The following is an 11,831-nucleotide window of genomic DNA, read 5'->3' on the forward strand; positions in this document are numbered from 1 at the left end:
CAATTGCGCCCATTCGCCCCTATGTCCCCAATCAACACCGACTAAGGGTCTAATATTGATACGTCAGTTGCAGCTGGAGCTTTTTCCGTTTTTCCCGCGTGTCCTTGTCGGTCCCGTCATCATAGGTCAGAGCCACTGCGGTCGTGCCGACAGTTCCCGACGCGTTGGCCGGGCTGTCCGGACAAAGTCGCGTTGCATAGTTTTTCTTTCCGCCCAGGTTGTAGTCGACTTCGCCGTGCAGATTGTGCAAATTGTCCCCGGAGACCGCGTCCCAGAAATACTGATATTGAGCGTTAAAGCTGATGCGCCCGCACAAGGCAGCGCCAACCTGAGGCATGTTCTGAAAAAGGACACCATTCAGAGAAACGGTGCCGCCCAAGAGGGCGATATTGGTGTCATCTGTGTAAGACGTCTCTCCAGCTTTGGCCACGCGGAACACGTCGGTCTCTGCAATCGCCCGCCAGTACATGCTGACCAGGCTTTCACCATTGTCGCGAGTGCCTCCAAGACTCCATTGAGGCTTGTAGGGCTCCCACAGGGCTGTCAGACCGTAGATTGAAGCCTCACCGCGAAAATCGGTCTGGTAGTAGGGTGATATCCCCAGCGTTTGTAGGTTGAATACGCCACCGCCGATGATTTCGAACTGGTTGTCGAGGCCGACCTGCAGCGCGCTTTTTTCGCCAACTTTTCTGGGCGAACCTATCGTCCCGGCTCCGTAGACATAAGGACCCGCTGCATAGCGCGAGAATTGGAGCGGAACGACAACTTGGCTTAGCGATGGGTCGCCATCAACTCCTGCATGGAAGCTGTAGGGCGCATAAGGGACATAGCTGACGAACCCTTGGATAGCCAAAGATTGGGTATCTTTAAGATAGTCGTTTGACCAGGTGACCGAGGCGCCTTTCGCGTCAAAAGGGGCCTGCGGATACAAATAGTAGAGCGCATTGAGCTTATCCTTGCGCACATAAATCTTCTGCTTCGGCTTCTTTGCAAGCTCGGCGGGGTCCAGCGGTGGAAAGTCGTCTGCCGCAGCCGCGGCAGCTTTTTGCGGCTGGCTCTGTGTCTTGAGTATCCCGTTGACGCGCGCGAGTTCGGCCTTCAGCCGCTGATTTTCAGCTTTCAAACGGCTCAGCTCAGCCTGACCGTTTTGCTGAGAAGGCGCTGCAAACCCGTCCCCGAGCCCGTTGAAGCTCAAGACGCCTGTGAGGCAAGCCACACTGGCGAGATGCTTCAGCTGTCGCCAGCTTTCTGTGCGTGCGCCAATCCCCATAAAATGACCCCCACCAGTTGCTTTACCGTGACAACGTTCGCAATGTCTTCCGCAGTGAGGCTGAGCCCGCGACTGCGAAACGGCGGGAGGTTGTCGAGATCCTCGTACCCCGATACGAAAAACGCCGGCCCACCCCTATTGAGATCAGCAACCTTATCGTCGCCGTTCAGCTTGTCGTCTGGACTCATATTGAAGAAGCCACGCAGTGCGGCAAGAATTTGGGCTACGGTCAACGGCGGGAGATTGTGAAAAGTAAAGCTTACCTCACTGAGTGGGTGGGTTCCGCCTTTTGCGGCGATTGCTGACGCGAGCCCATCGATCGCTGCCGCGTGTATCTTGATGGCTTCGGCAGTCGTGAGTATTGCCTTCTTAGGGCCACGCTTTGGTACTGCACGACCGCTGCCGGCAGGCTTGCTTGGCGGTGCCATTGATATCCCCCGAAGAACGCTTCAGAATTAATATTCTGTGGGTTTCAAGGAAATTATATTTCACAAGACAAGTTGTTGCAACTATCGAAACCGTGGTCAGATAAGAAATTTAATGGTCGGATTCCACGCTCAACCTCGAAGTTAGGCCAGCCGCGAGCTGGCTGGTCTGAGCTGGCGGATATTTCTATTAGGCCCCTGTTTGCTTTGGCCGGGAGAGAGGTGTGCGGTTCACTGCGCATGCCGAGCCCGATATCATTGACTACCGCTACGCAAAGGTCACGGACAGTCCGGGTATCCGAAGCGGTTGGTTGCTGCGGTTCTATGAGCGGACAGTGTTCATTGGGATGGTTTTTGAGAGTGCCCAGAAGAGGCAACGACAAGAGGCGATCAGCGTACTCAGCCGGTTCGAAACTCGCCTACAGACGGTGATTGATGGAGACGCCGCATTCCGTCCGATCGTGGTTAAACTTACATGGGCCGCTCGGCCACCGTGACGTTGCGGGTCGCAAAGCGCTTCGCCGGCGGGGCGTCAATTACCATAGTGCGCCCTTCGTCGGGGGCGGCCGGGCCGCATCCCGCCTTGTGGCGGCACTATGCTGATGCTCCACGCCATCCTGTGAAACTAGCCTCAGGGCGACGTGAGGAGCGACTTCTGGGGGCGGTATTGGATGCTCCTCCGTCACTAGTCACGCTCACTCCCCACCGTTCATGCTGATCCGCTTTGACCCACGGCACGCCACTGTATTCTTTTGATCCCACGTCTCTAGTTCCTCAATTGGGTACAACACGGCTTTGCCAAGCTTGACGTACGCCGGTCCAATCCTCTTGGCTCGCCAATTTCGCAGCGTTCCAAGAGAGATGCTGCCGCGATAGCGTTCCGACACTTCCTCAGCTGTCAAAAACTTCCTGTTGTCCATCAAGCTCTCCAAAATGTCCGACGTCGGGAAACATGTGAGCAGGCTCAAGCACGCTCCCAAACCCTGGATCATGCAGTTGCGCGGCAATGAGTGGGTATGCGCATCGAAAATAAAAGCCGCTGAGCGAGTGAGTAGAAGCAGAGGATATGCCTGGATAGAATCGGATCAACTGCCAACAAAGAGTGCAAGGTCGGTCGACCCGGGCCAACCGGAAAATGAGGAGTGCGATCTCCGTTCCCATCGCCTCGACCCGTTAGTGCTTGGGTTGATGTCGGAGACGAATTGGACGAGGCGACGCCTTTCGGCGAGTTTGAGCCAGCCAAGAAGGCTGGGCGGGGCGAGCGCAAGAAACACGAGACGAACTACTCTCGAAATCTCATCCCCATATCGCAATCTATAAGTGACGGAGTAGTCAGAGGATGAACGCTCGGTTACTACGGCACGAGTTGGGAGCCGAGGCCGTCGTCGATGATCGCCAAGCGCCCGATGACAGTATCGGTTGCCGCCCCGCTAGGAAAAAGGCCGGCGCCCTCGCTGGGAGGTTGCCCGAATGGCGCCGGCCAGACGGTCCTTTTCAGGTCCGCCGCTCTCCGAACGTAGCTGAGTCTTTCCGTCACGTCAGGTGGTGGCGGATTGCGCTTTGGCTTTCCGCTTCCCAGGTGCCTTCTTGACTGGTGCGACGGGTTCAGCCTTACGGCCAAGTCCGATGGACTTGGCTAGTTGCGAGCGCTGAGCGGCGTAATTCGGAGCTGTCATAGGGTAGTCGTGCGGCAAGTTCCATTTGGCCCGATACGCGTCCGGTGTCAGGCCGAAGTCCGTGCTAAGATGCCGCTTCAGTGATTTGAACTTCTTGCCGTCTTCGAGGCAGATAATGAAGTCCGGCGTCACCGACTTCTTCGGGTTGACCGCGGGAGTTTGCGGCTCAGCGACCAGCAGGGCGACAACCTCGTCGTCTCGGTGCTGGGAACAACCGACAAGGTGACGGTAAACGGCTGGTTCGCCGGGCCGGGCAATGTCGTCGAGACGATCAAATCGGGCGACGGCAAGGTGCTAAACCATTCCGACGTGGCAACCCTGGTCGCCGCCATGGCCGGGTTCGATCCGGCCACGTCTCCGACTGGATCGGGCATCCAGCCAAACGACCCCAGGCTCGGCGATCCGAACCAGATCGGCACCATCGCAAGGACCATGCAGTCATCCTGGATGGCAGCTTGACCTAACAGTGACGCGCCGGCGAATCCGGTTCAATGAGCCCGGTTCGTCCTTACCGGCCACAAGGTGCCAGGCGCGCACGACCGGTGCCCGGCATAAGCCTCCAGGCCCCAGCTCTCAGAGCCAACCCTGGACGTATCGCACAAAGTTCCCGCCGCACCGCAGAGTGACCCGACAAACACGAAGCCCCGCCGCAAGGCGGGGCTTCGCCATGTTCAGGTCAGGCGCAGCCCAGGCCTCTGTCACATTCAGCAGGTTACGCTTTGGCCCGCGCCTTGCGTGCCTTCTTCACCGGCGACTTGATTGCAGCCACAGTTGTTCTCGCTGCTGCCGCCCGCATGGCCGGTTTCCGCTTTTCTGCCACGGCAGGTGTGGCCGCAGTCGCTTTGCGCCCGAGGCCCGATGCCTTAGCCAATGCCGAGCGGGTGGCCGCGTAGTTCGGTGCGACCATCGGGTAATCGGCCGGCAGGTTCCATTTCTGGCGGTATCCCTCGGGGCTCAGATTGTAGCGAACACTGATATGGCGCTTCAGCGACTTGAATTTCTTTCCGTCTTCCAGGCAGATGATAAAGTCAGGCGCTACCGATTTCTTGATCGAAACTGCCGGCTCCTGTTTTACCACAGGTTCTACCGCCGGCGTGTCGATGCCATTCAGGGCGGCATGGATGTCGCCGATTAGTTTCGGCAACTCGCTAACCGGTACTGGATTGTTCGACACATAAGCCGCGACAATGTCAGCCGTTATCGACACGGTATCCAGTTTGTTGCCTTGCTCGAGAGCAGTGGTCATATAATTTCCCTCTTTTGTATCGGATGAATTGAGCGACGTTTCATTTTTTGCCGTGCCCACGACGCAAATAGTACCTTTCTTCGTAAAATCCACCTCTCTTGTGCAACATGACAAGAGTAAGTTTCGCTTCTCTCGTCCCATCAGCTGGGATGATCGCATCTGTGGAGCGTGGGGGGCTTCGCGGGGAACACGATCTGGCGTTTGAAGTTGCTCATAGGGCAGCGTGTGCTTTGACGAGTTTCGCCAACTCAAGCCTTGCGCCCTTCACCATCTGATCAAGGCTCGCGAGAGAAGATTGTCGCCGGTCGCGAGGAAGATCGCGAAAGCCTCCTCCGCCAGCGCTTGACTGCGGCGTCGGCGCTGGCGCACCGGCGGAAGTCTGCTGTTCGGGCTTCATGCCGGCCGCTGCTCGCGCCAACTGTGGCTAAGTTCGCCGTCCCATCCGCTCTTCACGCCGTTCACCACCGAACGCCTGCCTTCCCTTCGCGGCCCAGAAGTCCCGCGCGTGCTCGCCTTCATCGCTCTGCAGTTTGGCGGCGATCCAAAGCAGCGCGCCGTAGATAGTAGCGCGATCGTCATTGGTTAGCTCGACGATGCCTGCCTTGACGACGAGACCGCCAAGTTCGATGAGCTGCCGGGTGCGCTTGCGGCGCTCGACGTGCCACGTGCGCATGTCATTGCGAGCCCGTGCCGCTTGCCGGCGATTGTGAGCCGCCCGGTTGTGCTGGAGCGCCGCGACGGTTGCGCTCAGATGCCGAAGCAGCTCGCCGGGACCTGCTGTCGAAAAACATCACTCCACGCTTGGCCCATGCCTCACGCTTTGCCGTGTCTTTCGTCTCAGTGATTGCGACCAATGCACCCGCCAGTTCGTCGGTGCTGAACTGATCGGCACCGGTGGCGATCACCAGTTCGCCAAGCTGCTGCACCTTGCGCGTTTTGAGCTCGCGCGCTTTGTCTTCCAGCGCCTTCAGTTCCGCGTCGAAGTCCCGTGGTTTACGCATGGTTGTCTCCATTGATTGTCGATCTCTGGATGATATTTGAGCGTCCGCCGGAAGGCTTCAGGGTTGCCGAGACAGCCCGGGACGGGCTGGTCCATCCCGAGAATTTTTCGAGGGAGGGCGCGCTTATACGTCGTGCCGATGTGCGGTTTGACGTGCAAATGATCTGGTCGCGATGGCGATCTATCATCTTCACGTCAAGGTCATTGGCCGCAAGGCAGGCTCGAGCGCTGTGGCATCGGCCGCCTACCGCTCGGCTTCGCGGCTGCGCGACGAGCGCATCGAACGCAGCCATGATTTTTCGGCCAAGCGCGGTGTTGTCCATTCCGAGGTGATGCTGCCGGAGGATGCACCGGCGGCCTGGCGCGACCGCGAACGGCTGTGGAACGATGTCGAGGCGTTCGAGGTCAGGAAGGACGCGCAGCTCGCGCGCGAGGTGGAGTTTGCGCTCCCGCGCGAACTCAGCCAGACGCAAGGCATCGAACTGGCGCGGGACTTCGTGCAGGATGAGTTTGTGAGCAAGGGCATGGTCGCCGATCTCAATGTGCATTGGGATCGGGCGGAGGATGGCAGCCCCAAGCCGCATGCCCACGTCATGCTCACCATGCGGTCCGTGGACGAGAACGGCTTTGGATCAAAGGTTCGAGACTGGAATGCTACCCAGTTGGTCGAGCGCTGGCGCGAGCGGTGGGCGGAACTGGCCAATGAACGCCTGGCCGAACTCGACATCGACGCCCGCATCGATCATCGCAGTCTGGAAGCGCAGGGCATTTCCCTGGAACCGCAAACCCAGATTGGTGCGCCAGCCCAGCGCATCGAGGACAGTGGTCTTGCTGCCGGCGATAGTGAAGCAGACCGCGCCGAACTGCATCGCGAGATCGCGCGCAACAATGGCGCGCGGATCATTGCGGATCCTAACCTGGCGCTCGATGCCATCACCCATCAGCAATCGACCTTCACCCGAAAAGACATTGCGAAGTTCTCTCATCGCCACAGCGATGGAATGGAGCAGTTCAATGAGGTGGTGGCAGCCATCAGCAACGCACCCGATCTGGTCGAGCTCGGCAAAGACGGACGCGGCGAAGACCGTTTCACCACCAAGCAGATGATCGAGACCGAACAGCGCCTTCACCGCGCGGCGGAGCGTATCGATTTGGACGAGCGACACGCGGTGAGTGACGCACATCGCGAGGCAGCCTTGGCGCGGGCTGCGCAACGCGGGCTTGTTCTCTCAGGCGAGCAGAGTGATGCACTGGATCACATCACGAATAGCCGCGGTCTTGGTGTCGTTGTCGGCTTTGCCGGAACGGGCAAGAGCGCCATGCTGGGCGTTGCGCGCCAGGCATGGGCAGCGGCGGGCTACGAGGTTCTAGGTGCCGCACTCTCCGGCATTGCCGCCGAGAACCTGGAAGGCGGTTCAGGCATCTCGTCACGCACACTTGCCAGTATGGAGCATAGCTGGGGACAGGGCAGGGATCTGCTCACCACGCGCGATATCCTGGTGATCGATGAGGCCGGCATGGTCGGCACGCGCCAGTTGGAGCGCGTGCTCTCCCATGCGGCGGACGTCGGCGCGAAAGTCGTGCTGGTCGGCGATCCGCAGCAGTTGCAGGCGATCGAGGCCGGCGCTGCATTCCGCTCGATTCACGAACGCTACGGCGGCGTTGAAATCGGTCAGGTGCGTCGGCAGCGCGAGGACTGGCAGCGCGATGCCACGCGCGATCTGGCGACCGGCAGGATCGGCGCCGCGATCAGCGCCTACGACGCGCAAGGCATGGTGCATCAGACAGCGACTCGGGACGACGCGCGCAGCGATCTGGTTGCGCGCTGGGATCGCGACAGGCAGGCAGACCCCGAAGCGAGCCGGATCATTCTCACCCACACAAACGACGAGGTGCGCGCACTCAACCAGGCAGCGCGCGAGCGCATGCGCGCTGCCGGCGATCTCGGCCACGATGTTCAGCTGGATGTAGAACGCGGTGCAAGAAACTTCGCCAGTGGCGACCGGGTCATGTTCCTGCGCAACGAGCGCGGGCTCGGCGTCAAGAATGGCACCATTGGTGTGATCGAAGAGGTCAGCACGCAGAGCATGACCGTGCGCACTGACGACCACAGGTCGGTGCGCTTTGAGCTGAAAGACTACGCGCACATCGACCACGGCTATGCCGCGACCATTCACAAGGCGCAGGGCATGACCGTCGTCCGCACCCATGTGCTCGCCACGCCGGGCATGGATGCGCATGGCAGCTACGTCGCACTGTCGCGGCATCGAGACAGCATGGACCTGCATTATGGCGGCGACGACTTCAGTACGCGGGAGCGGCTCGTCCGTACGCTGTCACGCGACCGCGCCAAGGACATGGCGTCGGACTACGAGCAGATCGACCCGGCGCAGAGCTATGCCGAGCGGCGCGGCATCACGTTCCGCGAGCGCGTGGTCGAGATCGTGCGCCGGATCGTTCCGGAGAAGCTGCGCGACAGGATCGGTGGACCGCTGGATGGGTTGCGCTCACCCGGAGACGGTGAGTCCATCCAGGGACGTGGACCTGGGCCGAGAAGGGAAGGTGTCGGAGCGGAGATCGGGGATGCAGGCCGGACGCCCGGCAGAGGAAATCTTGCCGCCGGAGTGCCGCGCGACACGAATGTGCCGGTGGACGCGGAAGCGGCGTTGCGCAGCGCTCGCACGAAGGCGCTTGTGCGTCATGCGCACGCTCTCGACGCGATGTTGCACAACGCAAATGCGGACGGGCAGGGCAGTCCCGAGCAGATGCGCGAACTGAGGGATGCGCGCAACGCTTTCGAGAAGGTGCGGCCTCATGGCTGGCGCGATGCCGAAGCGGCCTATGTGAAAAATCCCGAACTTGTCCGGGAGGCGGGCGCCGGCCGCGTCAGCCGCATCGTGCTTGCTCTCCAGCTTGAAACGGAAATCCGCACCGGGATGGACATCGATCCCGGCCGCCGCGCCGACCGTTTCGTGGAACGTTGGCAAAAGCTCGACCGTACCGGACGGGAGCAATATCAGTCCGGCGACATGTCCGGCTACAAGTCAACGCGCTCGGCCATGTCCGATATGGCCAAGAGCCTTGAACGCGACCCTCAACTTGAATCCCTACTGGCAAACCGCAAACGCGAGCTTGGCATCAACGGGGATTCGGGTCGTCGCCTGGGCGCCGAACTCGCCTTCAGCCATGGCATCGGTAAGGGGCGGGGCATTGGGATCTAAGGCATGCCGATTTGCCGCCGTTTCCACTCCGCAACCGGCTGGGGCGACAAACCTGATTGCCTCCGGCATGAGTTCGTCTTGTCTGTCCCAGCAGAAATCAGCAACTACCACTGAGGTGCAGGCAAGCTATGTCCGAGCCCGATCGTATCGTACGCCTCAAAACCGTCCTTGCCCGGACCGGCCTGTCCCGCTCGACCATCTATCGCAAGATCGCCGAAGGCACGTTCCCGCCTCAGATCAAGATAAGCATCAACGGGGCGGGCTGGCGCGAATCCGATGTAAATCGATGGGTTGACGATCCAGCTGCATGGCGAAGCGAGCGTTAGCTCTGATTGCGAGACAAACGAACGCCAGGGCCGCCGCCGTTCTCTGGGATGAACTCGATTCCCGCTGCTTCGAGTGACAGCTTCAGCGCTTGAAGGATTGATTCCGACGCGGTTTTCGAACCTCGTTCAAACTGCACGATGGTTCTCACACTAACTTTGGATAAATCCGCCAGTTCCTGTTGAGAAATGTCGAGTAGCCCACGAGCCGCACGAATCTGGGCCGCACTTACCTTCATTGTTCAAATGCCCTGTTGCACAAAAAGTGCAAATATGCTTGTTTTAGGAAACGATCGTTGGAAGTGGTGCGCCCACGTCCAGCGTCTGACCACGCCTAAGCTTATCGGAGCTCGGATCATGGCTGATTCCGACCATAGCACGACTACGCCTTCCGTCATCCATGGCCGAGGCCCCAAAGACTCAGTCAGGTCATGCGATCCAGACCCCGCGATTTTACTTCTGCGAGACTGGCTGCGGGCACAACATGTTTCGCAGGTCCTTTGTCGACTTCAACAGCGTCTAGAGAGGCGCATTCTCGACTCTGCAGGCCCGGAAATAACGGACGGCAGGGTCGGATACTCGATCGCCTGCCAGGCAGAAGTCGAGGCCACGACAGCGGCCTTGAAGCTTCAAGACAAGCTCCCCCACATAGTGGCACGAACGCTTCTGGGCGTTGTTGCCAAACTGGAAATCATCGCCGGTGCAGATCGTGACATCGACGATCCGACAGATTTTCCCTGGCCGCACATTGCTTCGGTACTTGACGACTTGAAGAAAATCGCCGGGAGCCCGCCGCTTGAAAGACCTGAGCGATCCGTCGTTCAGGCGTACTGTCGGCGATATCAAGCGATTGCGACCGAAATGATCGATCTTGAAAAGCAGGCAGGCAACCATCGTTTGGGGCGTGGCTCCGCGTTGTCCATTAACACGGAGAAGAGAAACAAACTCACCCCGTAATATACGGGGATTTGGCGCTGAGCGATTTCGAAGACTCTATCCCGATGCAGATATGGTCGGGACGGAAATGGTGAGGGGAGCGCAGCGCTTTGTGGAACGCGGGGTTGAGCGCAACGTCGAGAGCGATCTGTTTTCGCGTCAGAAAACCGCGTTGCACTCCCTTAGTGCGCCGTGCCCTCGTTTGCTCTGAAGGTGTCGGAGCCGAGACCCTTAGCACCCGGGCGTACAATCGGATTCTGCTACGAAAAAGTCATCCGTCAGCCGCATGTCCGCTATGAAAGCCGCAGCTCTCCATAAACGTCCAGGCGCGCATCCAGTTATTGATCTCTTCAATTTTGACGACAGAGACATCCTCCCCGAGATCCTTACCTACTGCTTTGCAGGCGTAGATTCTATTAAGATAGCCCACATAGGCCTCGCGCATCATCCCAGTCGGCCGAAATGCAAAGTTGTGAGTGAAGACCACCTCTTGCGAAGATTCGACTATGCCCCCCCAATAAGGGGTTTCCACCTCGCCACGATAGTTGTGCGTCAGACAGTCCTTTAGGGCGCGCTGCGCGATGCGGATGAGCCGTCCGTCGAACCCCAGCTGTGGGTATTCCAGGAAATTTGAACGATGTCGCTCGTCGATCTTTTCGAGAAACGCGCTTGTACGGGTGGGTTCGGCGAGGTTGAAAGGATTTAGGGCACAGATAAAAAGACTGTTGCGGTAGTAGCGCGGGATCTCTTTCCACGGCTTTCGGATAAAGCAAAAACCATGAAGGCGCTCGGCTTCCATGAGTTGGGCGGTATAGCCGCTCAGGCCTGCGAGATTTTTCCTTGTCCAATCGTTCAGGCTTCCATCTTCTTCCTCGCTGTCGAACCATCCGGGCAAATCATCGAACGATATGACGACACAGCCCATGGCATCGTGCGAGAGAAGCTGGTTAGTGAAGTGCCGGAAATCACCATCGCTCGGGATGTGAATTTCCAGCTGCATGCTCGACAGCTCCCCGGTCGGGAACACGGGACGATAAACGATAATGTCGCGCTCGCTGATCAGCAGATCATAGAGGAAGGCCTGCCCGGTGATTTTGTTATCGAGATTGGCTACCAGAATGTTCGCAATGTCCTGCGGACCGGACAGGGCGAACATACCCGCAATGTAGTTGCTATAGGCAAAGAGCTCGGAGAACGCGTTGCGCTCGGCCGAGCGCTCGACTTTCAGCTCCAGAACGAAGAGGCCATCTTCATGGACACCCAGTAAATCGAGCTCCATGGGCCGCGTATGATCGGTTGGAAGTTCGAGATTACTGCCTATGAACTCTCCATAGCGGACTGACTGATGTAGCCGCCGCAGCCTACCCAGCGCACGATCCTTGATGATGCGCCAGAGCTGAAAGCCCTCTCCATCCTCATCGCAATCAGGTTCGGCAGGGGACTGGTCGAGCTCGACGCTGTCCTGGATAAGTGCTTCAAGGCCGGTTTTGTATAGATGCTCATGAACCTGCTTTTCACTGAACTTTGCCATGATCTATTCGGCCTGTTTCCGGTGCCGCCTGTCAACGCGGTTCATTGGGCTAGTTGCACTATGCTCAATCTGGCTAGACATAACCTACGCAATCGACTGGTGATCGAATGACCTGAGACCCTGAAGCTCCTCCAGTTTTTGGTAGAGTCTGTCCCACTCAAGGAGACGGACGAATGAAGCGTTCACGGTTCACGGAAGAACAA

Annotated in this window: 12 protein-coding genes and 1 pseudogene; 4 read left to right on the top strand and 9 right to left on the bottom strand. The window is 58.8% G+C overall.

All coding sequences use genetic code 11. The annotated features are described in order from the left end of the window. Positions 1–49: 49 nt before the first annotated feature. From NKI05_RS05410 to NKI05_RS05425, 4 genes and pseudogenes are all read right to left on the bottom strand, one after another. Positions 50–1,270 (bottom strand): hypothetical protein, encoded by a 1,221-nt coding sequence (locus tag NKI05_RS05410; protein ID WP_352792252.1) that lies wholly within the window; start codon positions 1,268–1,270, stop codon positions 50–52. After that, positions 1,231–1,698 carry a hypothetical protein gene (locus NKI05_RS05415; RefSeq protein WP_352792253.1) on the bottom strand — a complete coding sequence of 156 codons (468 nt, stop codon included), beginning with the start codon at positions 1,696–1,698 and terminating at the stop codon, positions 1,231–1,233. The genes NKI05_RS05410 and NKI05_RS05415 overlap by 40 nt, the downstream gene beginning before the upstream one ends. 692 nt (positions 1,699–2,390) lie before the next feature. Further along, positions 2,391–2,615: a helix-turn-helix domain-containing protein gene (locus NKI05_RS05420; RefSeq protein ID WP_352792254.1), complete on the bottom strand. Its 225-nt coding sequence runs from the start codon at positions 2,613–2,615 to the stop codon at positions 2,391–2,393. A 618-nt stretch (positions 2,616–3,233) separates the two neighbouring features. Beyond that, a pseudogene (locus NKI05_RS05425) lies at positions 3,234–3,545 on the bottom strand (Ros/MucR family transcriptional regulator); the annotation flags it as partial. Positions 3,546–3,593: 48 nt separating this feature from the next. On the opposite strand from NKI05_RS05425, the gene NKI05_RS05430 reads away from it, so the two are divergent. After that, positions 3,594–3,830 carry a hypothetical protein gene (locus NKI05_RS05430; protein ID WP_502898757.1) on the top strand — a complete coding sequence of 79 codons (237 nt, stop codon included), beginning with the start codon at positions 3,594–3,596 and terminating at the stop codon, positions 3,828–3,830. A 253-nt stretch (positions 3,831–4,083) separates the two neighbouring features. Here the strand turns inward: NKI05_RS05430 and NKI05_RS05435 are convergent, their stop codons facing one another. From NKI05_RS05435 to NKI05_RS05445, 3 genes are all read right to left on the bottom strand, one after another. After that, positions 4,084–4,710: a Ros/MucR family transcriptional regulator gene (locus NKI05_RS05435; RefSeq protein WP_502898755.1), complete on the bottom strand. Its 627-nt coding sequence runs from the start codon at positions 4,708–4,710 to the stop codon at positions 4,084–4,086. A gap of 331 nt (positions 4,711–5,041) precedes the next feature. Beyond that, the gene (locus NKI05_RS05440) at positions 5,042–5,290 is read right to left on the bottom strand and encodes a conjugal transfer protein TraD (protein WP_352792256.1); all 249 of its coding nucleotides are present in this window, start codon (positions 5,288–5,290) and stop codon (positions 5,042–5,044) included. Between the two features lies 1 nt (position 5,291). Continuing rightward, on the bottom strand, positions 5,292–5,618 hold the full coding sequence (locus tag NKI05_RS05445; RefSeq protein WP_352792263.1) for a conjugal transfer protein TraD: 327 nt from the start codon (positions 5,616–5,618) through the stop codon (positions 5,292–5,294). A 172-nt stretch (positions 5,619–5,790) separates the two neighbouring features. On the opposite strand from NKI05_RS05445, the gene traA reads away from it, so the two are divergent. Together traA and NKI05_RS05455 are read left to right on the top strand one after the other, a co-directional pair. Next, positions 5,791–8,838 carry a Ti-type conjugative transfer relaxase TraA gene (gene traA, locus NKI05_RS05450; protein ID WP_352792257.1) on the top strand — a complete coding sequence of 1,016 codons (3,048 nt, stop codon included), beginning with the start codon at positions 5,791–5,793 and terminating at the stop codon, positions 8,836–8,838. Positions 8,839–8,966: 128 nt separating this feature from the next. Further along, complete coding sequence (locus NKI05_RS05455; protein ID WP_352792258.1) at positions 8,967–9,164, top strand: helix-turn-helix transcriptional regulator; 198 nt, start codon at positions 8,967–8,969, stop codon at positions 9,162–9,164. Here the strand turns inward: NKI05_RS05455 and NKI05_RS05460 are convergent. Continuing rightward, positions 9,161–9,400 carry a helix-turn-helix domain-containing protein gene (locus tag NKI05_RS05460; protein WP_352792259.1) on the bottom strand — a complete coding sequence of 80 codons (240 nt, stop codon included), beginning with the start codon at positions 9,398–9,400 and terminating at the stop codon, positions 9,161–9,163. The genes NKI05_RS05455 and NKI05_RS05460 overlap by 4 nt on opposite strands. Positions 9,401–9,518: 118 nt before the next feature. Between NKI05_RS05460 and NKI05_RS05465 the strand changes: the two genes are divergently transcribed. Further along, positions 9,519–10,118, top strand: coding sequence for a hypothetical protein (locus tag NKI05_RS05465; protein WP_352792260.1), 600 nt, complete (start codon positions 9,519–9,521; stop codon positions 10,116–10,118). Between the two features lie 250 nt (positions 10,119–10,368). Here the strand turns inward: NKI05_RS05465 and NKI05_RS05470 are convergent, their stop codons facing one another. Beyond that, entirely contained in the window at positions 10,369–11,628 is a 1,260-nt protein-coding gene (locus NKI05_RS05470; RefSeq protein ID WP_352792261.1) for a hypothetical protein, read from the bottom strand. Positions 11,629–11,831: the final 203 nt, after the last annotated feature.

This window comes from Mesorhizobium sp. M0771 (assembly GCF_040320155.1).
GTDB lineage: Bacteria > Pseudomonadota > Alphaproteobacteria > Rhizobiales > Rhizobiaceae > Mesorhizobium.